The organism is Streptomyces sp. NPDC023573, from assembly GCF_055559735.1.
Genome location: NZ_JBVHKB010000021.1, coordinates 12,039 through 33,973, shown reverse-complemented (window position 1 = coordinate 33,973; position 21,935 = coordinate 12,039). Strand labels below are relative to the sequence as shown.

The following is a 21,935-nucleotide window of genomic DNA, read 5'->3' as shown; positions in this document are numbered from 1 at the left end:
GCGCGCGTCCTCCTCCGGAGGACCGACGCACGACCCTACGGGTCGTAAAGAGGATAAAGCCCTACGGGCTTTCAAACCCATTCCTTCGGAATGGGTTTGTGAATTCCTCCGGAATTCTCGCACCACACCCGGATGTGGTGCGGCTGTGCTCGGCGCCTGCGGGCCCCGGGGGTGACGAAAGGTCAAGGGACAGTAGGGCGCCTGCCCGCACGGCTCCGCAGTGCGGGCAGGCTCAGCCCCGGACGACACGCACCGCAGCATTCGACCCACCGTCACAAACAACTACGCACCAGCAAGAGGGGGTTGGTCGTCTCGGCCGGAGCGTGAATCGCGTACCGCATTCTCGGCCGTAGCTAAGAACTGGACTCAACACCCATCACCCTGCATCACTAACAGCCATGGGTAGGGACCGTTAATTTCGATGGTCCCTGCCGAGGGCTCAGACGCACGGCACGGCCCCCGCCACCACATACCGAGGATCACTGAAACTGCGCAGTACTCACCAACCTGCGCAGGCACGCCGGGAGCCAAAAACATCAAAGGTCAGACGGCTGGACCATCCCAACCCTGCGCAGAGTCAGTGAGCCACCCAGCCAAAAACCACTCACCCGAACTGCATAAAACGAGGTCAGGAGCATGGCCACTGCGCAGGTTTACCGAGCCTCGACACCTCGGCTCTTATATCAATTGTTTCCAAATCTGTGGGGGAACTCCGAATCCCTCCGTTAGAGACGTCCGGAATCGCTCTGATATTCAGTCCGTCAGGAATCTTGCACTGTCTCCAATCGCCGCTCAGGGGCACTACTCCTGACGCTCAATGACTTCAGTTGTCTCCGGCCTCCTTCGCTGCAAGCACGGGCTCCTCGACAAACTCCTGCCGTTGTTCAGTGAACAGAGCCTCACGGCGTAGGCGGCCGGTGATGTTCTGAACGCGCCCTCGCGCCTTGTTGCGCGCTTTACGCACCAGAGCATGCGTCACGGGCTGCCGTTCCTGCTCCTGGGCCTCTGCCTCGCGACGCGTCCGCAGTTCCTCACGCGTTGCCGCCCACCGGCCGGCGCCCCCGGACGGCAGCGGTTCTCGACCGGCCGCGAACCGAGTGCGGTGGCAGCCCTGGGGTACACGGGAGTTCTCGACAGCCAACGGAGGGGACCTCGATGATGAGCCACCAAGGGACGGACGACCCGTCGGAACTCGGCGATCTCGAACCCGGCACCCGGCAGCGGGAGCAGTTGCGCAGCCGCATCCAGAACATCGCCCTCACCGCACTGGTCGTGGTGCTTCTCCTGTGGGGGATCTGGTCCGCTGTCGACCTGATCAGAGGCGAGTCCGAGTGGGCGTACTGCGCGGTGGCCTGGATCCTGCTCGCCCTGGCCCTGTACGTGCGTCTGTTCTCCGCCCGGCGCAGGAACCGGCTGGACGGGACTCCATAGGGGCGAAGTTCAGTACGCTTTTCGCCGCGCACCTGTAGCGCCGGCACACCAGGAAGCTCTCTTCCGCCTGCACAGCGCCCATCCGAATTCTCGTCTTCCGTCTGTGGCCGACTGGCTTTGTTCACGACTTGCGGTTCTGGTCCAACTTCTGTGGACCTCTAAACAAGATCAAGGCGTGGCGCGGTCTGGCCACGCGCTACGACAAGACGCCCGAGAGTTACCTTGCCGGGCTCCATCTGCGTGAGGCGATGATCTGGCTCCGTAGCCTCCGCCCCACTGCGTGATCACGACTGATGCGGGCCGTGGAACACTGATGTGCCGCCGTGAGAGCCCCGCCCATGGACCAGAGGCAGAAAGACTTCGTCGACGATCTCGGCGAGGACGGCGTCAGGCACAGTGGGGACTCCGAGCATCACGTACTCGTTGCGGAGCAGCGCCATGGGCGCATACGCGACGCGGGGGTGCAGCGCCTCGGGCGCAGCCTCACCGCGCGCCACCGCCCGCCCGAGCAGGGTCAGCCAGGCCGCCTCGTGCGCACCGCCCGACGGGTCGCGCAGTTCGGCCAGGAGCTCGGGAGTACTTCCGGCAGCCGCGATCAGGCCGCGCAGGATCGCTCCGTACGGCGATGACCAGGTGCTGTTGGCGCGCCTCAGCATTTCCAGTACGTCGCCGCGCAGCGAGCCGGTGTCGGGCGGTGCGGTCTGCTCCCCTGCCAGTCGGCGGTAGGCGGCCACGCCGAGCGCGACGCGGTTGGCCCAGCGCCGGTACAGCGCGTTCTTGTTCGTCCCGGCCCGCCGGGCGACCTCGTCCATGGTCAGGGCCGAGACGCCGGACTCCTTCAGCACCTCGGCGGCCTCCCGCAGGATGGCCTCCTCCAGCTCGGCCCCGCGTCGTCGCGTCGTCGTGGCCTGCTGTGGTTCCTTCCCGGCTCGTGCCACCGGCCGTCCCCTCTCGCGCACCGTACGGCTGGATCAGCCTCGTACAGCTGGATCAACGGTACGCATCGTACTTTCGCGTCCCCATGCGGCGCACTCTGCGCAACATGTACGGTACGACGCGTACCCAATAAGGTACGTCAAGTACCGTAAACCTTGAGGAGCATGCGTCGTGCGCACCTTCGGCATCACTTACGACACCGGCTTCACCCACGCGGGAACCACCACCCGCGAACCCTTCGACTCCGCCGCCGTCCGCCGCGAGATGCGGATCATCCGCGAGGAGCTGGGCTGCGACGCCGTACGCATCACCGGTGGCGACCGTGACCGGCTGGAGACGGCGGCGCGCCACGCGGCCGAGGCCCAACTGGAAGTTTGGTACTCGCCGTTCACCAACGACCTCACCACCGAAGAGCTCCTCGACTTCCTCACCGACAGCGCCGAGCGCGCCGAACGGATACGACGCGCGGGTGCCGAGGTCGTCTTCCTCACCGGCTCGGAGATCTCCCTGTTCACCATCGGCATGCTCCCCGGCGACACCTTCGAGGAGCGCGCCGCCGTCCTCGCCGACCCGCAGCGGCTGAGGGCCGCGCTGCCAGGGCTGCCGGCCCAGGTCAACGCCTTCCTCGGTACGGCGGTCGCTGAGGTACGCGCCCGCTTCGGCGGGCGGATCGGATACGCCTCACTCCCGTTCGAAGGCGTCGACTGGACGCCGTTCGACATCGTCGCAACCGACGCCGGATACCGCGACGCGCAAACCGCTGACCGGCTCGCCGACGGCATCCGTGCACTGACCGCGCACGGCAAACCGGCGGCCGTCACGGAGTTCGGCTGCACCACCTACCGGGGGGCCGCCGAGGTCGGGGGCCGGGGAGACGCGGTCATCGCCTGGGACGACCACGCCAAGCCGGCGCGGTTCGTCAGCTCTGTCCTCCGCGACGAACAGGAACAGGCCGACTACGTCCGCGAACTCCTCGGCACCTACGAGACGTCCGGACTCGATGCGGCCTTCGTCAACACCTTCGCCCGCTACGACCTCCCGCACGCGACAGACGAGGACCGCGACTTCGACAAGGCGTCCTTCGGCGTGGTCAAGGTCCTCGACGGCGGCCGTACCGGCACCACGTACCCGGACCTGCCGTGGGAGCCCAAGGCCGTCTTCCACACGCTCGCGAAGTATGGCCGCAGCCGGATCCGCACAAGCTCCGACCCAGCTGCAGCAAGGTGAAATCGGGTGGCTGCCGTCTGTGATGACAGCCACCCGACTGCTTGATCGCGACTGAAAACAGGCCCTAGTACGACCAGGCCAAGGTGGAGGCGTCTTGGGCTGCACACCAGGAGGCTGCACAAACGGCCCTGCTGGGCGTCTCCGGGCGCAAGAGCGGCGCGGAGCGCGGAGAAAGCCCCGGGAGGCCGTCCGGTGTCCGCGGAGCGTGCTCAGGCCGTCCAGATCGCGCTCGCGGAGCTGCGCCGGGCCGGTGAGCACCAGCGGGGCCTGGCCGGGCGGCTGGCACGCACGCACGCACGCACGGCGGGAACGAACGGACCTGGGCCCGGGCCGTCACCGACGCCCGGGCGATCCACGCAGCCGAGCTCGGCGCGGACAACGAGGCGCAGCGGCAGGCGTCGCAGCCGGAGTAGGACCGACCAGCACCGCCGCCTGGTCGTCGGTCTCGTTGCCGGTCCGGAGCCCTGCGATGGGCCGGGGGAACGGGCCAGCGCAGCGCCGCCCGCCTTCCCCGAGACCACGCCCGCCACCAGCCCACCACCACCCACCCCACACAGCAGGACAGGCCAGGTAGAAGAGGGGAAGTCCGAGCACTCACCACGCAAAAACCGGGCCCTGACCTGCGGTTGTGCGAGGTGTGGCTTTATCGAGCAGTAGCGACGTCACTTGTCGACGGGTTTGGGAGGCGTCCAGAACCACGGCCAGGCGGTGTTGATGAGTTCGGGAGGCGCCGGGCTTCTTGCCGGGACAGGGGTGCTCCTGTACGGGGACGGGCCACTTCGACCGCGGCACGGACTACGCTGACGTCATGTCACCGTCAGGCTGGACACGCCTCACCGAAGCGCACGGAGTGCGGCGCCGGCTGGCAATCGTGGGTGGACACGTCATCAGACGTCCTTTCCTGGTCTTGGCCCTTGTAGGTCTGGCCTTCCTCATCACCAGGATCGGCAAGGACTTCCCCGTGCTCTACGGGATGACCCCCCTGGGCGCCTTTCTGATCTTCGGGAGCATGGGGCGCTACCGTCCGGCCAGCCCTGCAGTAGACAGCGCCGGGAACTCCCTGCCGCCCGACGACGAAACGAACTGACCGACAGCCGACACCGCAGTCACCGTTGATCTCCGGCAAACTTCAGCCCTCTCGCTCTGCCGGTCGCCGCTCTCCTGGATCTCGCCTGTCCGTGCCAGCCTGGGGCGTCCTGGTTGGCTGGCAGAGGGAGAGGGGGCAGGGTGAGGGGTACTGCGGTGCAGGTAAACAGCGACTTCAACGGTCGGTTGAAATGGCGCGCTCGCTATCTGATCCACAAGGCCCGACGGCGGGGCAGGACCGGGCTGCTGTTGCAGGTGGACCTGCGTGATCCACCCCGCAGCATGTCACTCAAGTGGTGCCTGGTGTCGGTCACCGAAAATGGAGAATGGCTCTGCAGTGTCGATCGGACCAGCATCAGAAAGGTCCGATTCATCCCCTTGCTCCCAGGGTCGCATCCACTGCGCTTTGAGGTCATGCGGTATCGCAAACGTCGCTGCACACAGGCCCAGCAGGACATTGTGCTTGGTCAGGGAGACATCCTTCTCGTAACGTGCGACCCGGTGCAGCCGAACGTCTTCTACCGGCGCAGTCCCGTGGTAGACACCTGGAGTGCGCAGATCCTTCAAGCGGATCCGAACGCTTGATCAGCTGAGGCTCGCCAGGGGCCAGCCCGATTTTCGTTTCTGCCACCACGTGTTTGGGCGGCCGCAGTCGCTCCGGTGCCGTCATTTCTGCTCGACATTCCCGGGCCTGGTGATCTCCAACTGACTCCGAAACCGGTCGACAAACGCTGTCCTCAGCAATCGACGAAGCCAGAGGTGCGGTGCGCGGTGGCTGTAACAGATAGCGGCACAGGTCTTGTCGCACATCGTGTCGCACACCCGGCCGGAGCCGTGTCTGTCGTCCCGTCATCAGGCCCCCCGGGGGTTCGCGAACAGAAGCCGATCACCGTAACCGGCTGACCACGAGCGGTTATCGGGATTCAGCCAGGCAACGAGCCAGCGAGCCCCGGGGGCACGGCCGGGCATTACCTGGTGAGGGCGACGGCGGCGACCAGGCCCACGACGACCGCGACGAGGACGCCGCCGCCTCCGAACGCAACGGTGAGGGGCTTTTCCAGGCGGGGGTGGCGGTGGGTGACGTAGGCCAGGCCGGCGAGGAAGAGCCCGGACACCAGGACCAGGAGCAGCCCGACGAGCAGAACGAGGACGAGGTCGAGGGTGGACACGGCAGATCTCCATTTCGGTGGTGCGCTCCGGTTGAGCGCGGTGCCACAGTCCGCGAACCAGGCCGTCGAAGCGAGTTCTCGCGAAAATCCGTTCCGGCCGTCTGTCAGGCGGGTCCTGACGGGGCGTGGAGCGGATTCGCGAGCGGTTGACGAACCGGTGGTGCGGGGTGGTGGCAGCACAATCGAGGAGGCGTGGGTTAGCGGAGCAACCCTGTGCTCTCAGGGCGCAGCATTGGCCGCCGGGTCGGGCCCGTTCAAGAAATTCGAGCGACGAGTATCCGGGGCGCGGATTTCTTGAACGGGCGACGCGTCAGTGCTATTGGCCTGGCCGCGTGCTCGAAGTCTTCGAGCGAGTGGAACGCCCGGTACTCCGAGCGAGAGCCCTTCGCTGACTTTGTTATGGGGCGGAGCGAGGAAAATGTGACGCCGCGCAGCAAAGTTCTTCACTTCAGCTTCAGTAGCTGCTGGACGGCGCGGACCGGGCGGGTCGGCTGAGAGGGGAAGCCGGGTCGGTGAGGGCGCCTGCCGCACTGTGACGTTCCGAGGGGCAAGGTCCGCAAGTCCGGCCGCGACCGCGCCGGCCTTCGGCCGGGACGAACGCCACCCGCATCCGTTTTGACCGGAATCTGACCGCCACCCTGTCTGTTTTGCACCGCCATGGCCACCCTCACCCCACCGTCACCGGGTGGCGGTGCATTCCGGTCAGAACGGGCGGGGTGACGGTGGGGGTGCGGTGCCGGGTGACGGCCCTGACCTGCGAAAACAGCGAAAGGAGGTCCTTTCCATGTTTCGGCGTTTTCGGCTCTCAGAGGGCCCCAGGGAGAGAAATGACCGTGGGTACGCGTGCACACCGAACGCGCGCCGCTCTCTCGGCCGCGCGGATCGCCCGTCCGGCATCTGTCCGGGGATCCGTCCAGAGGGCGCGTTCATCTGTCCACTGGACAGATCCCAGCGGATCGCCAGCGGATGACTGGACAGATCCTGCCCGCCCCTCCGGCGACTGCCTGCCCGGCCGCGTACGGCGATCTCCCGGGCGAACACGGCCGCCCCCGACCGGAGACAGGGCCAGGTGACGCCCTGACAGAACTGCTCCAGCCAGGACCGCTCGGGGCGGGGCCCGCGCCACGGCACCCAGTCCATCAGCCGCAGAGCCGTGGCCCCGGGCCCGGTCGGCGGCGCGAGCCCGAAGCCGTCCTCCAGCCACCCATCAACCGGGCCGCCCAGCGCGCTGGCCTGGACGTGAAGCTCACCGGGCACTCCTCACGCCGCGGCCTGGCCAGCACCGGCCGCAAGCGCGCCGAGAAGCTCCGCAAGCAGGGCGGCTGGGCCGCCGACAGCCCGGTCTTCTGGGAGTACGTCAACGAGGGCGAACGCTGGGAGGACGCCGCAACCGAAAGCATCGGCCTGTAGCTGGCGAGACGGAAACGACCGATTCCGCCCCCCGGGGCCACTGGATCGCGTATGAGGCGATGCCGTCCCGTGACATCGAAGTTGGACCGTTTGCCATCGAAGGTGACGCGGGGCGCTATCTGCGGTCAGCGCTGATCGCGCCGTGCCTCCCAGATGGCGCGCATGTGCTGGGCATCTCGCTGCTCAGCGTGCTGCCGAGACCGTGCTATCAGGGGGCCCATCACTGCCCACACTGCCGAGATGATCAAGCATCGGGCCGCGAAGTCCCACCCCCACGCCAAGTCGCCCGCCCACGTCATGACAGCGCTCATCACGACTCCCGTCGCCACCGCTGCGCCGATCCGCTTCCACCACATATCCAGCAGCTACCCACTCAGGCACCGCAAGAGCGCCTGCGAGCAGTCCAACTTCGATGGCAAACGGTCCAACTTCGGTGTCACGGGACAGATGCGACTGTTCCACTGCGGCCTAGGGCAGGGTTCACCAGTCGCCGGACGGTTCGGCGCGAGAGAGGGAGAAACCTGATGAGCCAAGATCTGAACGCGGAGCTGTCTCGCATCTACGGGCGCTGTATCGAGCAGGTACGCACGATCGCCGCGCTCGACCCGACCAAGCCCGTCGTGGAATGGGACCAGTACACCTGCACGTCCGCCAACGAGTTCGCGTCGGACGTCGAGATGGCGTGGATCGGGGCTCACCCCGAGCACAAGACGCGTGACACCTACTGGGCGATCATGGGCGGCGTTCCAGTCGAGCGTGAAAGCGTCTCCGGGGACTCGCCTACGCGATACATCACGTACGGGCTGACGTCCTTCGCTCGCGTCCTGCAGTGCATCGAGGCCATGCGCGTCGGCCGATTCGACCCGCACGTGTCAGGCGGCATCATCCGGAACGACGAGGACTGACCCATGGGGGGACCCGGCCACGGTCCGGCCTCTACCGTTTCCGCCCCCTACTTGGAATGGATCACGCAGGCTCGCCCGCAAGGGACTCCTGATCGCAGCCGCAGGTGAAGGGCCACACTGCTTGCTGAACCAGACGCGGTCGACAGTCGGCACGTCATGCATCTGGTCGGCGAGGGCCTGGCCCTCGCTGTCGACTCGCGCGAAGGGTGCCCCGTACTTCGAGCGGCACCTGGTGCACCGCGCGTCGAAGTAGTACGAGATTTCGGTGTGCCGGTCGACCGGGACCACCGGATACCGGGTGCCGCCGTCGTGCAGCTGGACAGTGAAGCCTTCGGCGCAAGTACAGGACATGGCGGGAAGGTCCCAGCGGCCGGGGGCTCGGGCGGTCTCACGACGCGGCGCGTAAGGGGGATGCTGGAGGTTGACGACGCTGGCGCCGGCGGCCCCCTCCACCCGGATGCCGTCGACTGGAGGGGGCCGGGGCGGTCAGGGCACGTCGCCTTCCCATGCCCAGGGGCCGTCAGGGCGGCTGAAGGTCGGCCCGTACGAGGTTCTTCCGCCCGGCCCGTAGGCGCTGTGAGGGGTGATGAGCAGGGCGCCGGTGGTGATCTCTTCGTCTGTCCAGCCGGTTAGGGGTATCGCCGAGATACGGGTCAAAGGGGCAATGAGATGATCTTGAAGCCCTGAGTGGCCCACCAACGGCTTCGGCGCCGTCGAGCCCCCAGCGGGCGCCGGTGATGTCGAGGCGGTCGGCGATCAGGCGGCGGTAGGCGCCTTCGACACACCGACGGCCTACCCAACAGCGCAACAGGCAGCAACGACCCCAGCACTGCCCACTGTTCATCTGAGTGATCACCTCGCCCCACATCGAGATCATCACGGCATCGGGCGAGTCACCACCCGAGTGGAAGGCATGGCAGGATCGCGGCCATGTCCCTCAGCGTTCCCCGCCTCCGGATCGGCTCGACCGAGATCATCGCCCTCACTGACGGCGAGGGCCCGTTCTTCTCCCCGCGCGCCGAGGCCTTCCCCGAGGCCACGGCCGCTCAGTGGGCCGAGGCCGACCGCTACGACCCGGGCGCGGTCGACGCCGAGGGCCGCTGGCGGCTCCAGTTCCGCGCGTACGCGATCCGCAGCGACAAAGGCCTCACCGTCGTGGACGCCGGGATCGGTCCGGCGGACAGCCCGGCCGGCTCGTGGGCGCCCGTGCCCGGTGCGCTCCCCGAGTCGCTCGCCGCCGCGGGCATCGAATCGGCCGAAGTCGACACCGTGGTGCTCACACATCTGCACACCGACCACGTCGGGTGGGCGGTCGTGACCGAGGCGGCCGTCCCATCAGCGGGCGGCGCGGTGGACGGCAACGCTTCGACCGGCGGCCGCCGCCCTTATTTCCCGAACGCCGAATACCTGCTCCAGCGGGCCGAGTTCGACGCCCTCGACGCGCTCAACCCGCAGCTTCGCGAGACCCTCACCGACCCGCTCGCGGCCGCCGGTCGGCTCCGGCTCCTCGACGGGGACACGCCGCTGCGCGCCGGGCGCGCGGTCGCCACGCCCGGTCATACGCCCGGACACCAGAGCGTGCTGGTAGCCGACGGGCGCGAGCTGGCGCTCCTCACCGGCGACCTCCTGGTGCACGCTCTCCAGCTGCTCCACCCCGAGCTCGCCTACGCGCACGAGGCCGACCCTGAGGCGGCCAGGCACTCAAGGGAGCGCATGCTCGGCCGCGAAACCGTCACCACGCTGCACCTGGCGACGCCGCATTTGACCGAGCCGTTCCTCTCGGTGTGATCGCGGCCGTTCGGCGTGGGTCGGGCCGCGAGGGCATGCAGACGCTCCAATCTCTCGGCGGTCTCGTCGTCGACGGGACTGAAGGGGGTAGCGCCGAGGGAAGCCCAAAAGCCGCCAGTACTTGATCTTGGCGGGTGTGGTGCTCGGTCCGCTCAACGCAGGCTGGCAGTCGGGAGTACATTGACGCGGTTCTGGTACTCGCGGCGGGCCTTGCGCTGGGCCGGGACTGCTGCGGTGCCGTCGACGGGCTGGCAGCGGTCGAGGAGTTGGCGGTGAACCGCGGGCGTGGCGGTGATGCGCAAGGTGTAGCCCTGGCCGCGTCGGCCCTGCACTCCCGAAGCTGCCGCCAAGTGACAAGTAGCTCTCAGTAGCGATGCCACCATGCTGCGGTCATGTAGTCGTCGGGGTGTTGTCGGATACTTCGGGGACGTAGCCGCAAAGTCGCGGTGCGCATTCGGCCTTGTGGTCTCGGCCCCATTGGGAGGTGTCTCGCTCGATGGAGCGGACGCGGTGGGCGAGTCGTAGCTGGTCCTTCCGGAGCAATGTCGAGGGCAGCGCTGTGAAGGTCTCCGGGAGTACGGCGACCATGCTGCTGACCTGCTCACCGTTGTACATCTGGAGCAGCATGGTGCACTGCCACCAATCGATCTCGCCGCCCCGGGCGTTCGGAGTACCGGGCCAGTAGTAGTTCGCCGGATCGGGGAGCAGATAGTGGACGCCGTCGGGGGCGAGATGGGCCCGGAACCACGATCCGCCACCACCCAGGCCGAGCCGAAGCCGTCGGGCCTCGTCGTTCAAGCGCAGACTGCTTCGGTGTCGAGGGCCTTGAGAACGTTCGCTGCTGCGGGTAGCGGCGGGCGCCCGGTCGGGGCCTTGACCGGCCATCGTCTGAGCAGAAGGCCAACCCGTTGCCGAGGCGTCATCGGCGACGGGGCCCTGCGGGATTGTGGCAGGGGTGGGGGTGGCGTCCAGCTTCGCCCTGCCTGTTCGATGTGACGCAGCATCCATGCACGGGCGTCCGGGCCGGCGGTGTTCAACACCCAGCTCATCGGCCGTTCGGTCATCGCCTGATCGAAGCTCCCGATGGGCTTGCCCTGGCGGGAGGGCCTCCTGGCACGTGGCCGTGCCACACCCGGAAGGTTGTGGCTCAAGTTGGCCAGGAACCTGATGCGGTCCAGAACCTCGTCATGGGAGGTGTCCTACTCCCCGCGCTGTGGCCTCCCGGCCAGATGCCGTATCTCGGTAAACGCCATGGCCGCCAAGAGCGCGGCTACGTCCCGGTCGAGCTCGGCCTCCTGGCTCCTCATGCCGATCCACCCTCAATGCCGCCCTCAGAGCAGGTTGTGCGGGCCTGGGTATGCGACAAGGAAATGCGACGGCGCGCGATGTCGACCTCAATGATCTTCACGGTGAGGGCGTCGCCGACCTCGACCACGTCTCCGGAGGATTCATCCAGCTCGCTGGTGTGCACGAGCCCCTGGAAGCCGTCCTCTCGGTCTTCGATGCGGACGAAGACGCCGAACGGCACGATCTTGGTGACCGGCCCGATGACCACTTGGCCGATCCGCTGCGCTACCTGCGGCCACGGGTCCTCCTGTACCGCTCGCAGTGACAGCGGTACCCGTTCCCAGACCATGTCGACGTCGAGGACTTCGGCGGTGATCTCCTGGCCGACGCCGACGACAATCGACGGGTGGTTGAAGGGACGCCAGGACAGCTCCGGAATGTTGATCACCGCGATGAAGCCGCCGATGTCCACGAAGGTGACGCCGAAGCTGGCGATGGACGTCACCGTGCCGGTGACGACCTGGCCGCGGCGCAGGGTCTTCAGGAACGCCCAGTCCTGGTCGCTGGGCGTCGGCTCGGTCTGCCAGCGAGCGCGCAGGACACCGTCGTTGTCAGGCAGTACAGCTGTGAACAGAGGGAGATCGATCTTCACCGGCATATATGGATACAACGCCGGCAGCATGCGCGCTGGCGAGCTGGGAGGTCACTGCCTCGAACTGGGTTTCGTCCACGACCGTGCTCGTGATCTGTCCGCCCTTGTCTTCCCAGATGACCTCCACCACGCCTTCGTCGGACAGAGCGGCCACGGCCGTGTCGACGTCGGTGAGCAGGTCCGGCCAGACCGCCAACTGGGAGCGTGGGGCCAACTGGAAGCGCACGGTCTCAATAGTGTCGCGAGTCAGGCGGTGCCACCGGGAGGCGTTGGTGGCGAAGACCTCCTCTAGGAACACGGCACGGTGGGCGCTGACGGTCCAGCGCAGGCGGCCCCAGAAGTCATCGTCGGCCGGACGCTGCACGTACGCGGGGTCAGGGGCGAACTCGTACGGCGACCTCTCCAGGCGTTCTGGGAACAGGCCGAGCGCTCGGGTGCGGGTCAGCGCGGCTTCGCAGGGCCGACTGCTGCCGAGGTAGAGGTACTGGTCCCAGCCGACGTGCACCGTGAACACTCCCTCTGCCTCCAGACGGCACCAGGCGCCGTTGTCGCGGAGCATGGCCCGGACTAGTTCCAGGCCGACGTCGATCGGCACCAGTGCGCCGTCGCGAAACCCGGCGGGGTCGGCGGGGAAAAGGCCGGCCAGGCCGTAGCCGTCGACCGGTGGCTCCAGGCCGAAGTGGGCGAAGCCGCCGAGTTGCGGCTCGCGGATGGCCAGCTTGTCGACGCCGGTGTCCTCGGCGAAGGCGGCGATAGCCTGTAGGTAGGCGGCTTCGACCGGTCCGTGGTCGCTGGTCGCGGGCTCGGCGCCGGTGTAGTGGCCGTACTGATTGCGGTCGGCGGGGTCGTACTTGGTGACCCGGTAGACGTAGGGCAGCACGTCACTGCCCGCCGGTGGTCGAAGGCGCGGATGCGTTCTGGTGGCGTTCAAGGACGCGGTAGACGGTGGCGCGGCTGACGGAGAAGAGCTCGGCCAGGTCGGCAATGGTGTGCTCGCCGGACTGGTGCTGCTGGACCAGGTGGCTCTGCTGGCGGGCGGTGAGCTTGGGCTGCTTCCCTTTGAGCTTGCCCTTGGCCCGCGCCACCGCCATGCCCTCGCGGGTGCGCATGCGCAGGAGGTCGACCTCGAACTCTGCGAAGGTGGCCAGGATGTTGAAGAACATCTTGCCCATCGGGTCGGCGGGGTCGTAGAGGGTGCCGCCGAACAAGAGCTTGACGCCGCGGGCGGTGAGGAGTCGCCGATGTCGCGGGCGTCGGGCACCGAACGCGCGAGGCGGTCGAGCTTCGGGACGACGAGGGTGTCGCCGGCGCGGACCGCCGCGAGGGCCTAAGCCAGGCCGGGCCGGTCGCGGTTGGTTCCGGTCAGTCCGTGGTCCAGGTAGATCCGGTCCTCCTGGACGTCCAGGCTGAGCAGGATCTCGCGCTGGGCCGTGAGGTCCTGCTCGTCCAGACTGCATCTCGCGTAGCCGACGCGTTCACTCATGCCCGGAGCGTACGGTAAGCCCCCGCTCAGCGCACAGATCACCGGACACCCTAAGACCGTGTCCTATGTGGGGGTTGGCTCGTTGAGCTCGTCATGGGGCGGGGTACGTGGAGTTGGATTGTTCCGGACGGGCTGTGGGAGATTGCGGAGCCGCTGATCCCGCCGTCGAAGGTGCGGCCGCAGGGCGGCGGGACGCAGGACACGCCTGATGAGACGCTGTTCGCCGCGATCATCTACGTTCTGGTCAGCGGATGTGCTTGGCGGGCGCTGCCGCCGTGCTTCGGGATATCGAAGTCGACGGCCCACCGCAGGTTCCTGATCTGGTCGAGAGCCGGTGTCTGGGGCCGGCTGCACGAAGAGATCCTGCACCGCCTGGACGACGCCGGCCTCCTCGACCTCTCCCGGGCCGTGCTCGATTCCGCGCACGTGAGGGCTAAAAAAGGGGCGAACTCACAGGTCCGAGCCCCGTGGACCGGGGGCGGATTCAAGGGGTCGTTGCAACACTGCTGATCAGCTTGCTGCCAGGAGCTTAGCCAGACGCTCGGCTGGGGTCTCCCAGCCGAGCGTTTTTCGTGGGCGGCCATTGAGTTCGGCAGCCACGGCAGCGAGGTGTTCGAGGCTGTGGCTGGAGAGATCGCTTCCCTTCGGGAAGTACTGCCGTAGCAGGCCGTTGGTGTTCTCGTTGGAGCCGCGCTGCCATGGGCTGGCCGGGTCGCAGAAGTAGACAGGCATGTCGGTGGCCATGGTGAACGCGCCGTGGCCGGCCATTTCCGTGCCTTGGTCCCAGGTCAGAGAGCGTTTGAACTGTGATGGCAGCGTCTGAATCGTGCGGGCAAGCACTTGGTGGAAGTGTTCGGCCTTGTGTGCGCCGTTGGGCAGGTGCAGGAGCATCAGGTAGCGCGTCGAGCGTTCCACCAGTGTCCCGATGGCGGACCGGTGGCCAGGTCCGACGATGAGATCGCCCTCCCAGTGCCCTGGAATGGCCCGGTCAGCGACCTCTGCTGGTCGTTCGCTGATCATCACCATCGGCGTCGCGAAGCGCGGCTGACGCCTGGCTGCGTGCCGGTGAGGCTTGCGACGGGTTCGGCCCGTGCGCAACGCGTGAACGAGTTCTCTGCGGAGCTCGCCGCGGCCCTGGACGTATAGCGCCTGGTAGATCGTCTCGTGTGTCACACGCATCTCCAGGTCGTCGGGGAAGTCGCGAGGCAACTGGGCGGCGATCTGCTCCGGGCTCCAGCGGCGAGTCAGACGCTCCTGATGTAGTCCCGTAGCCGGGAATTCTGGCCGATCCTTCCCGGCTTCGGCCGTGGCCGGCGTGCATCGGAACGAGCTTGAGCCGCGTAGGGCCGATAGACCCAGCGCGAGGTGTCTCCACGTAGTGGGATGCCGTTGCGTCGTATCTCACGACTGATGGTGGACGGGCTGCCGGCCCAGCTCAGCGGCAATGGCCCGGACCATTGCCTTCTCACGCAAACGATCGGCGACGTGCAGGCGATCAGCCTGGGTCAGGAAACGGCTCGGGACAACGGGAGCCGACGCCGGACGAGCCGGTGCGCGGAACCGGTCCTTTGCCGTCCTGCCGTTGCGCCATTCACGACCGGTTCGTTCGTTGATGCCCACCAGTCGGCAGGCCTCGGTGTTTCCGTAACCCTGGTCCACGAGCAGGAAGTATTCCTCCCGCTCGCGGACCAGTCGCCTGCGGCCGCCCAGAGCCTTGGCCCGGTCCTTGCGGATCTCGAACATCACACCCCTCAAGAAGAGGTGTTGCAACGATCGCTAGAACCCAAGGGGGCAAGCCGGGTTCCAAGATGCACGTCCTGTCGGACGCGAACGGACTGCCCCTCCTCGTCGGCCTCTCCGCCGCGAACACCCACGACAGCCAAGCGCTGAAGCCCATGATCACAGGTCACCAAACCAAACACGACCCCCACCGCGGCCGCTACTTCAAGCCCCAGCGCCTCCATGCGGACAAGGCATACGACGTCCCTCACCTGCGCAAATGGCTCTGGGGCAAGCACATCGGCGTGCGCATCGCCCGCAAGGGAGTCGAGTCCAGCGAACGCTTAGGACGCCGCCGATGGGTCATCGAACGCACCATGTCCTGGCTCACCGGCTACCGCAGACTCAACCACCGATACGAACGCCACCCCCGCAACTACCTGGCCTTTCTCGGCCTCGCAGCCGCTCTCTGCTGCTACAAACGGTTCCTCAAACTGACCATGTAGGACACGGTCTAAATGAGACGCCGTCAGCGCAGGTCGATCTCTCCCGCCGGGCAAGATCACATTTGTTCGCTGGGGGTTCCTCTAACGTACGTCGACGGGGCGGGTGCCCGGCAGGGGTCAGGACCCAGGCAGGTTGACGAAGTACTTCCTGGCGGAGTCCCCGCGCATGGAGCGCGCCAGCTCGGCGACGTGCTGTGCCTGGGTGACGGAGAGGCGACGCGCCTCCCACAGCAGAACGGCGGCGTCCATTGCCTCCGGGGCCGGGACCGGTGGTAGCTCACGCAGATGTGCGCCCGTCAGCGTGGCCAGTTCTCTGGCGTCGACCCCCAGCAGGGCTGCGAAATCCGTCACCAAGCGGGGTGTCAATTGCTTGCGGCCGTCGCCGATCACACCGTAGGTGGACGCCGACAGGTAGGTGGGCGTCACCACCGCCAGGACCTTCGCCATGCCCGACCAGCCTAGATTGCGGTATTGGAGCATGCGGATGACCCAACCGCCTGGACCGGCATGGGCCGCGAGCCGCTTGACGGCGAAGACGGAAAGTCGCTTCTCCTGCGGCAGTGAGCGGATGAGCTGCAGGAGTTCACGCCGCTCGGCAGAAGGGAGGTGCACCGCATCCATCACGATGTACGGTGCCCACCGCTCCGCCGCGGCATCCAACGGGGCCATGTCCTCCGGGACCGCCAGTCCCGCGAGGATGAACAGATCGACTGCGCGGAAGCCCACGACAGGCGCGATCCGCCGGAGGAGCCCCTCGCCAGGGGCTTCCCCCGCGAGTACCCCTCGGACCGCGTTTGTTGTCAATTCGGCGCGATTGGCCAGCTCCTGCACACTGAACTCTCTTTGGTCCAGCAACCGGGCCAGCATCACGCCGAAACCGGGGTGCTCCGCCATGCCTGCAGCCTCATTCATCTGCTGATTAAACAGGTGCGGAATCGAAAGGATCAAGGCGTCATCGCGTCCAAGGTTCGCGTGGAGTCGTCTTGCGGGGCGCGCTGTTGCGGGAGGAGCCGCCCGAGATGCAGGTGGCGGTTCATGTCCAGCTCGAACCTGCCGTAGGGGTTCACGTGCGTCCAGAAAAGCGGGGAGAGGCCGCGCCGGTCTGCTGCGGTGAGCTTGTCCGCCCACTTCGACTCGGCCAGGACCTCTTGGACCAGGAGCGTGTTGACGTGGACCAGAGCCGACTGGAGGAGGTGGAGGGCGAGCATCGAGATCTCCTGGCTCTCCTTGTCCTTGCCGGTCAGTTCGCCGTCCTTGCCGTAAAACAGGTCGTGGTTCGCGCTGTTCCAGTTCTCGACGACCTGCAGTCCCTCACCGATCTCACGGCGCAGATCGGCGTCGGCCAGGTAGTCGCAGATGCAGGCGGTGCGCACGGCCCGCCCCAGTTCCTCGGGCGCCCGGTAGGTGGGGTGCTTGGGACCTCCGCGGGTGAACCGGCGCAGGACCTGCTCGGCTTCCGCTGTGCCCAGGCGCAGGGCGGTGGTGTATTTGACGATCTGGTCGTACTGCTGGCGGATCAGTTCCCAGTCGATCGTCTTGGTGGACAGCACCGGGCCTAGGCACTGTTTCTCGGATCATGTTCTGAGCCAGATGACGAGGGCTGCGAGGGTGACGGTGCCGAGGTAGATGTAGGCGCGTTTCTCGTAGCGGGTGGCGACAGCGCGGAAGCCTTTCAGGCGGTTGATTGCGCGTTCGACGGTGTTGCGCTTCTTGTATCGCTCGCTGTCGAAGCCGGTGGGTCGACCGCCTCGGGAGCCTCGGTTCTTGCGGTGTCTTTGCTGGTCGAGGCGTTCGGGGATCGTGTGCGGGATGCCGCGTCGTCGCAGGTAGCGGCGGTTTCTGCGGGACGTGTAGGCCTTGTCCGCCAGGACGTGGTCGGGTCGGGTGCGAGGCCGACCGACTCCGGTGCGGGGCACCGATACCTGCTCCAGGACCCGCTCGAGCTGGGGTCCGTCACCCTAGTGTCCGGGTGTCAGGACGAACGCGAGGGGCCGACATCGCCCCTCGGCGGCAAGGTGGATCTTGGTGGTGAATCCGCCGCGGGAACGTCCCAGACACTCGCCGATCTGACCACCTCCTCTAGACGGGCGATCAGTTTCCGCAGTGCCGGATCGACCTGGTTCGTCCCCCGCTCGGCCCCCTTTTGAGGAACGGCGGCCGGAGGAGCCTTCCTCGCGCCGGCGGCGTGCTGGTGGGCTCGTACTGCTGTCGAGTCCACCGACACGTCCCAGTCGATCCCGCCCGCCGCATCCTCAGCTGCCTGAATGCGAGAGAGCAGCATCTGCCAGGTCCCATCCGCTGACCAGCGACGATGTCGTTTGTAGACCGTCTCCCACGGCCCGAACCGCTCCGGCAGATCCCGCCACTGCACACCGGTCCGCACCCGATAGAGGACCCCGTTGATCACTCGCCGGTGGCCGCTCCACCGACCTCCACGCGCACCACCAGGAGGCAAGAACGACTCCAGCCGATCCCACTCCGCATTCGTCAGATCCCCACGACCCATGAAGCCAGCCTGGCCCCAACACCCCACCCACGTCAGGAGATCCGAGAAACAGTGCCTAGGGCGTTTCTTTCGGATCATGAAAGTGAGCTGTTGGTCGATAAGATCGATGGTCCGTGGAGCAAACGAGGGGGTGTGATGACGCTCGTCATCGAGCTGCGGCGCGGGGTCTCAACCGCTCGGACCGGACGGAAGTCAGGACCGCGTCCCGCAGCGGGGGCACTTGAGCGGATAGTCGTCGATGACGAGCTCTGGGCGGCCCTGGAAACGTTGGGCCGACACCGGCTGCCCACCCTGGCTGACGTCGATCCCTATGGGGACACCGTGCTGCGCGGTGAGGCAGTGGACCGCTTGGTGCGGGAGCTGGGAGGCTCGGATCTTGCTCGGCTGAGAGGCGCCGAGAGCCAAGCCGTCTCGACGCTACTGGCCTGGGGTCTGCGCTGCCGCGCGAACAGAGACCTGCGCATTGCCTTCTCGGGCGATTAGTCCTCCACTCTCCGATCATCTGATCGTTGGTCTGGGTGTGCCGTTGACTGACGCGCAGTGGGCGCGGATCGAACCCTTGCTCCCGGACCGGACACCGCGGCGTGGTGGCCGGTGGCGGGATCACCGCCAGGTGATCGACGCGATCGCCTGGAAGTTCCAGACGGGATCACAGTGGATCCACCTTCCCGAGAAGTACGGCAACTGGCGAGGCGTCTACAACCGGCTGCGGATGTGGGCCATCGACGGCACCTGGGAGCGGGTGTTCACCGCGCTGGTCGCACAGGCCGATGCCGATGACGACCTCAACTGGGCTGTCTCGGTGGACTCCACCATCGTGCGCGCACACCAACACGCGGCCGGGGCCCGCAAAAAGGGGCCCCAGCAGGCGAACCAGCAGACCACGCCATCGGCCGGTCCCGCGGCGGACTGACCACAAAGATTCACCTGGCCTCCGATGCCCAATGCCGGCCACTGGCCTTCGTGCTCACCGCCGGACAGGCCGGTGACGCACCCGCCTTCGCTCACGTCATGGCCCGCCTTCGCGTTCCTCGACGGCGCGGACGGCCCCGCACCAGGCCGGACGTGGTCCTGGCCGATAAGGCGTACTCCTCCCGCGCGATCCGTGAACACCTGCGCAAGCGCGGTATCCGGGCGGTCATCCCCGTTCCGGCCGATCAGCGCGGCCACCGGCTGCGGCGCGGCAGCCAGGGCGGCAGGCCACCCGCATTCGACCGCGAGGCATACAAGCAGCGCAACACCGTCGAACGCTGCATCAACCGCTTGAAACAGTGGCGAGGCATCGCCACCCGCTACGAGAAGACCGCGACCATCTACCTGGCCGGACTTCACATCGCAGGCATCTTTCTGTGGTCTGCCCGCTGATCCAAACGAATGGCCCTAGCTGCGGCCACCGCTCGTCCTCGCCGGCGGCGGGGCGATACAGCCGGGCCGATCCGACGTTCTTCAGCCTGGGGATCAGGTTGAATCCGAGCATGTGCGCGAACGCGAACCCGACGATGGAGGCGCCGTGGGTGTCGGTGTACTGCCGGTCGACCTCCATGTCGGTGCAGTGCCGCAGCACGCCCTCGATCATCGAGGCGACCTCGGAGGCCGAGCAGTGCTTGAGCTGGGAGTAGATGCACACAGACTTGCGTTCCACATGCCAGTAGATCATCACGCCAGGACCCCGGTAGCGCTGGTGCCACTCAGTCATGAAGTTGCTGGACCAGGCACCGAACTTGTGGCTGTCGGAAGCGCACGCGGTGCCCTCGCCCCACCAGGTCTCGTCCCTGGCGGCGAAGGTGTGATTGACGAGCTTGATCAGCGCGGACCTCATGTTGGTCCGGTTCACAAACAGGTGCCGGATCCGGCGCAGGACCGCCTCGGACTCACCGTGCTTGCCGGTGGCCACCACGCGCTTGATGCCCATGTTGGTGCCCAGCGCGAACAGCACCAGCAGCAGCCGGCGCCGCAGGACATCACGTGGGACCGCCTCCCGCGAGGCCACCGAGGCGAACTCGGAGGTGAAGCTGGTGGCGAACTCGGCTTCTTTGAGGATGTCGATCAGGTCGATCGTCCCCCAGCGGCGCTGAATTTCGGCTTTCAGGGCGATCAGGTTCTCCGGCTCCTTCTGCTTGGCCAGCGGGGAGACCTTGATCCACGGCTCGCCATGCTTCCTGATGATCTCCACCCCACCCGTGGTGCCCAGCTCCAACGCGCGGTCGAAGTCCGTGAGTGCGTCGCGCAGCCGCTTCTGCAGGGCGGCGATGAACTCCTGCGGGTCCTGCGGCTGACGGATCGCCGAGTAGTGCACGTCGCGGTTGTCCTCGAAGTCCGGGGGCAGGTCGTCCTCCGGGTTGCGCCAGCGGCTGGCCCCGGCCACCCAGATCTCGCGGCGCCGCAGCGCGTCCCGCAGGCTGACCAGCACGCACAGCTCGTAGGGGATGCGCTCGACCCGGCCCTTGTCGTCCACCACCGCGGCCCGCCACTGCTCGGGCACCACCCCCTCCAGTGGCACTCTCTCCGCCGCGTCGAAGAACGCCCCGTCCTTGATCGGCTGGTCCAGGTAGCGCTTGAGCAGGTCGATCGCGTCCATGACCGGCCTGTAGGCGGTGTTGTTGCTCTTCAGCTCCCAGGCCGACAACAGTGGCGAGAGCATTCGGCGCCAGTGCGCCGAGTACGAGGACCGCAGCACCGTACGGATCCGAGCCTTGTACTTGGCCTCGTTCGCCGCGGCCTCCGCCGCCAGCGCCTTGAGCATCTTCTCCCCGCCGACCGCCGGATGGATTACCTTACGGACCGTGCCGGACGGCTCGGCCAAGGCGGCCTCGGCGACCCGCAGCATCATCGCCTCCTTGCCGCGGACCTTCTTCAGCTCCTTGACGAACTCGCCCTCGACCTTCTTCTCCGCCCGCGTATTGATCTTCTGCACCAACTGGATGAACAGGTCCACCAGCGAGTCGGTGATCTCGGTCTCGCGCACATGGCACAGCGCCGCCAGCAGTGTGTACCGCACAGGCCCCGGCGCGGCCACAAGGTCCGACGGATACTCCTTCGCCGCACGCGCCCGCCACGCCGACACCAGCTTCTCCGAGAACTCCCCGAACAACTCGGGCGGCAGCTCCAACTGACGCACCCGCTGCAGCTTGTTCACCTCCGTCAGCAGGCTGTCCAGGCCCAGCGCGCCGGGGTCCGCCTGCAGCTCGGTGAAGAACGTCCGGCCCCCGCCCACCCTGCCCTCATCCCCGTCGTCACCAGCCACCAGGTCGTCCAGCCGGGACCGCGAGGCCGCAGACAACCGCTCCACCGTCGTCGCGCAGAACCCCTCCTCGAAGGTGTTCACTGCCGAGGCGACCAGCCGCGTGACCTTCGCGGGCGCCGGCGGTTCCAGACGACCGTTGCGGCACCGCGCTACCACCGCTGCGGCCAGCCGGTCCCTGTTCAGCTCCACCGGACACAGCTCGGCCGCCAGCCACTGCGCGAGCTGGACCTGATCCTCCTGCGTGCACTCGCGGAACCCGAATGCCGCCCGGACCTCCATCCGGTGCCGCTTGATCGCCCGCCCGGACCAGTCGTAGGCGCCCCACTCCTCGGCCGGCACCTTCACCTGCTGAGCCACGTACGACACTGCGGCCGCCGGGACCTCCGCCGCTTCCTCCGGAAAGCGCGCCTCCACCTAGAAGAACTTCAGCAGCAGTGCGAAGCCCAGCCGGTTCGCCCCCGACTTGTTCCGAAGCCGCTCCTGGTCCTCCTCCAGCAGCGTCCAGACCTCAATCAGATCCTCCGGTTCCCACTCCCGACGCAACTCCTGCCCCCTCTCCTCGATCACCACAACGCAACCAAGTTGA

The 21,935-nt window shown here is 67.1% G+C and carries 22 protein-coding genes and 5 pseudogenes; 11 read left to right on the top strand and 16 right to left on the bottom strand.

Features of this window, described 5'->3' with window-relative positions; genetic code table 11:
• Positions 1-823: 823 nt before the first annotated feature.
• Positions 824-979, bottom strand: coding sequence for a hypothetical protein (locus ACZ32T_RS36060; RefSeq protein WP_467371687.1), 156 nt, complete (start codon positions 977-979; stop codon positions 824-826).
• Between the two features lie 176 nt (positions 980-1,155).
• Here ACZ32T_RS36060 and ACZ32T_RS36055 point away from each other — a divergent pair, with 176 nt between their 5' ends.
• Positions 1,156-1,431 (top strand): hypothetical protein, encoded by a 276-nt coding sequence (locus tag ACZ32T_RS36055; protein ID WP_467371685.1) that lies wholly within the window; start codon positions 1,156-1,158, stop codon positions 1,429-1,431.
• Between the two features lie 158 nt (positions 1,432-1,589).
• Positions 1,590-1,715 (top strand): annotated as a pseudogene (locus tag ACZ32T_RS36050) (IS5/IS1182 family transposase); the annotation flags it as partial.
• Here ACZ32T_RS36050 and ACZ32T_RS36045 read toward each other — a convergent pair.
• Positions 1,716-2,369, bottom strand: coding sequence for a TetR/AcrR family transcriptional regulator (locus ACZ32T_RS36045; RefSeq protein WP_467371683.1), 654 nt, complete (start codon positions 2,367-2,369; stop codon positions 1,716-1,718). It lies immediately after the preceding pseudogene.
• Between the two features lie 169 nt (positions 2,370-2,538).
• Here ACZ32T_RS36045 and ACZ32T_RS36040 point away from each other — a divergent pair, with 169 nt between their 5' ends.
• Positions 2,539-3,594: a hypothetical protein gene (locus ACZ32T_RS36040; protein ID WP_467371681.1), complete on the top strand. Its 1,056-nt coding sequence runs from the start codon at positions 2,539-2,541 to the stop codon at positions 3,592-3,594.
• 907 nt (positions 3,595-4,501) lie between these two features.
• Complete coding sequence (locus ACZ32T_RS36035) at positions 4,502-4,681, top strand: hypothetical protein (protein ID WP_467371679.1); 180 nt, start codon at positions 4,502-4,504, stop codon at positions 4,679-4,681.
• Between the two features lie 967 nt (positions 4,682-5,648).
• On the opposite strand, the gene ACZ32T_RS36030 is transcribed toward ACZ32T_RS36035, so the two are convergent.
• Positions 5,649-5,849, bottom strand: a complete 201-nt coding sequence (locus ACZ32T_RS36030; protein ID WP_467371677.1) for a hypothetical protein — start codon at positions 5,847-5,849, stop codon at positions 5,649-5,651.
• Between the two features lie 966 nt (positions 5,850-6,815).
• Here ACZ32T_RS36030 and ACZ32T_RS36025 point away from each other — a divergent pair.
• The 3 genes from ACZ32T_RS36025 to ACZ32T_RS36015 all read left to right on the top strand — a co-directional run bounded on the left by ACZ32T_RS36025 (position 6,816) and on the right by ACZ32T_RS36015 (position 9,952).
• A complete protein-coding gene (locus tag ACZ32T_RS36025; RefSeq protein WP_467371675.1) occupies positions 6,816-7,259 on the top strand; it encodes a site-specific integrase in 444 nt (147 codons plus the stop codon).
• Positions 7,260-7,783: 524 nt separating this feature from the next.
• Positions 7,784-8,164, top strand: coding sequence for a hypothetical protein (locus ACZ32T_RS36020; protein ID WP_467272234.1), 381 nt, complete (start codon positions 7,784-7,786; stop codon positions 8,162-8,164).
• Positions 8,165-9,094: 930 nt separating this feature from the next.
• Positions 9,095-9,952: an MBL fold metallo-hydrolase gene (locus tag ACZ32T_RS36015; RefSeq protein WP_467272230.1), complete on the top strand. Its 858-nt coding sequence runs from the start codon at positions 9,095-9,097 to the stop codon at positions 9,950-9,952.
• Positions 9,953-10,104: 152 nt separating this feature from the next.
• On the opposite strand, the gene ACZ32T_RS36010 is transcribed toward ACZ32T_RS36015, so the two are convergent.
• The 7 genes and pseudogenes from ACZ32T_RS36010 to ACZ32T_RS35980 form a co-directional block, all read right to left on the bottom strand.
• Positions 10,105-10,302 (bottom strand): hypothetical protein, encoded by a 198-nt coding sequence (locus tag ACZ32T_RS36010; protein ID WP_467371673.1) that lies wholly within the window; start codon positions 10,300-10,302, stop codon positions 10,105-10,107.
• A gap of 40 nt (positions 10,303-10,342) precedes the next feature.
• Positions 10,343-10,750, bottom strand: coding sequence for a hypothetical protein (locus ACZ32T_RS36005; RefSeq protein WP_467272225.1), 408 nt, complete (start codon positions 10,748-10,750; stop codon positions 10,343-10,345).
• Between the two features lie 505 nt (positions 10,751-11,255).
• On the bottom strand, positions 11,256-11,897 hold the full coding sequence (locus tag ACZ32T_RS36000) for a S1 RNA-binding domain-containing protein (protein WP_467371671.1): 642 nt from the start codon (positions 11,895-11,897) through the stop codon (positions 11,256-11,258).
• Positions 11,851-12,771: a hypothetical protein gene (locus ACZ32T_RS35995; RefSeq protein WP_467371669.1), complete on the bottom strand. Its 921-nt coding sequence runs from the start codon at positions 12,769-12,771 to the stop codon at positions 11,851-11,853. Before ACZ32T_RS35995 ends, ACZ32T_RS36000 begins: the two co-directional genes overlap by 47 nt.
• A 1-nt stretch (position 12,772) precedes the next feature.
• Positions 12,773-12,982, bottom strand: a complete 210-nt coding sequence (locus ACZ32T_RS35990; protein WP_467371691.1) for a helix-turn-helix domain-containing protein — start codon at positions 12,980-12,982, stop codon at positions 12,773-12,775.
• Positions 12,968-13,114: pseudogene (locus ACZ32T_RS35985) on the bottom strand (recombinase family protein); the annotation flags it as partial. The gene ACZ32T_RS35990 and the pseudogene ACZ32T_RS35985, both read right to left, overlap by 15 nt.
• A 104-nt stretch (positions 13,115-13,218) precedes the next feature.
• Positions 13,219-13,374 carry a recombinase family protein gene (locus tag ACZ32T_RS35980; RefSeq protein WP_467371667.1) on the bottom strand — a complete coding sequence of 52 codons (156 nt, stop codon included), beginning with the start codon at positions 13,372-13,374 and terminating at the stop codon, positions 13,219-13,221.
• 93 nt (positions 13,375-13,467) lie between these two features.
• On the opposite strand from ACZ32T_RS35980, the pseudogene ACZ32T_RS35975 reads away from it, so the two are divergent.
• Positions 13,468-13,856: pseudogene (locus ACZ32T_RS35975) on the top strand (transposase); the annotation flags it as partial.
• A 28-nt stretch (positions 13,857-13,884) separates the two neighbouring features.
• On the opposite strand, the pseudogene ACZ32T_RS35970 reads toward ACZ32T_RS35975, so the two are convergent.
• Positions 13,885-15,117 (bottom strand): annotated as a pseudogene (locus tag ACZ32T_RS35970) (IS30 family transposase).
• A gap of 29 nt (positions 15,118-15,146) precedes the next feature.
• Here ACZ32T_RS35970 and ACZ32T_RS35965 point away from each other — a divergent pair.
• Positions 15,147-15,599, top strand: coding sequence for an IS5 family transposase (locus tag ACZ32T_RS35965; RefSeq protein WP_467274448.1), 453 nt, complete (start codon positions 15,147-15,149; stop codon positions 15,597-15,599).
• 117 nt (positions 15,600-15,716) lie between these two features.
• Here ACZ32T_RS35965 and ACZ32T_RS35960 read toward each other — a convergent pair whose 3' ends face one another.
• The 3 genes and pseudogenes from ACZ32T_RS35960 to ACZ32T_RS35950 all read right to left on the bottom strand — a co-directional run bounded on the left by ACZ32T_RS35960 (position 15,717) and on the right by ACZ32T_RS35950 (position 18,105).
• Positions 15,717-16,547, bottom strand: a complete 831-nt coding sequence (locus ACZ32T_RS35960) for a hypothetical protein (RefSeq protein WP_467274440.1) — start codon at positions 16,545-16,547, stop codon at positions 15,717-15,719.
• Positions 16,544-17,149, bottom strand: coding sequence for a Tn3 family transposase (locus ACZ32T_RS35955; protein WP_467371665.1), 606 nt, complete (start codon positions 17,147-17,149; stop codon positions 16,544-16,546). The genes ACZ32T_RS35960 and ACZ32T_RS35955 overlap by 4 nt, the downstream gene beginning before the upstream one ends.
• A 24-nt stretch (positions 17,150-17,173) precedes the next feature.
• A pseudogene (locus tag ACZ32T_RS35950) lies at positions 17,174-18,105 on the bottom strand (IS5 family transposase).
• A gap of 135 nt (positions 18,106-18,240) precedes the next feature.
• On the opposite strand from ACZ32T_RS35950, the gene ACZ32T_RS35945 reads away from it, so the two are divergent.
• Both ACZ32T_RS35945 and ACZ32T_RS35940 read left to right on the top strand, forming a co-directional pair.
• The gene (locus ACZ32T_RS35945; protein ID WP_467371663.1) at positions 18,241-18,588 is read left to right on the top strand and encodes a hypothetical protein; all 348 of its coding nucleotides are present in this window, start codon (positions 18,241-18,243) and stop codon (positions 18,586-18,588) included.
• 22 nt (positions 18,589-18,610) lie between these two features.
• A protein-coding gene (locus ACZ32T_RS35940) for an IS5 family transposase (protein WP_467371689.1) occupies positions 18,611-19,470 on the top strand; the annotation gives its coding sequence in 2 pieces (ribosomal slippage) (positions 18,611-18,979 and positions 18,982-19,470; 858 coding nt in all).
• Here the strand turns inward: ACZ32T_RS35940 and ACZ32T_RS35935 are convergent.
• Entirely contained in the window at positions 19,361-21,763 is a 2,403-nt protein-coding gene (locus ACZ32T_RS35935; protein WP_467371661.1) for a Tn3 family transposase, read from the bottom strand. The two genes, ACZ32T_RS35940 and ACZ32T_RS35935, sit on opposite strands and share 110 nt — an antisense overlap.
• The gene (locus ACZ32T_RS35930) at positions 21,764-21,919 is read right to left on the bottom strand and encodes a hypothetical protein (RefSeq protein WP_467371659.1); all 156 of its coding nucleotides are present in this window, start codon (positions 21,917-21,919) and stop codon (positions 21,764-21,766) included.
• Positions 21,920-21,935 lie beyond the last annotated feature (16 nt).

Bases quoted from the DNA above. Each gene is read 5' to 3' on its own strand.
- ACZ32T_RS36000 (WP_467371671.1), bottom strand. From the start codon at position 11,897: ATGCCGGTGAAGATCGATCTCCCTCTGTTCACAGCTGTACTGCCTGAC.
- ACZ32T_RS36015 (WP_467272230.1), top strand. From the start codon at position 9,095: ATGTCCCTCAGCGTTCCCCGCCTCCGGATCGGCTCGACCGAGATCATC.
- ACZ32T_RS35980 (WP_467371667.1), bottom strand. From the start codon at position 13,374: ATGAGTGAACGCGTCGGCTACGCGAGATGCAGTCTGGACGAGCAGGAC.
- ACZ32T_RS36020 (WP_467272234.1), top strand. From the start codon at position 7,784: ATGAGCCAAGATCTGAACGCGGAGCTGTCTCGCATCTACGGGCGCTGT.
- ACZ32T_RS36055 (WP_467371685.1), top strand. From the start codon at position 1,156: ATGATGAGCCACCAAGGGACGGACGACCCGTCGGAACTCGGCGATCTC.
- ACZ32T_RS35945 (WP_467371663.1), top strand. From the start codon at position 18,241: ATGACGCTCGTCATCGAGCTGCGGCGCGGGGTCTCAACCGCTCGGACC.
- ACZ32T_RS36025 (WP_467371675.1), top strand. From the start codon at position 6,816: ATGACTGGACAGATCCTGCCCGCCCCTCCGGCGACTGCCTGCCCGGCC.
- ACZ32T_RS35990 (WP_467371691.1), bottom strand. From the start codon at position 12,982: ATGGCGGTGGCGCGGGCCAAGGGCAAGCTCAAAGGGAAGCAGCCCAAG.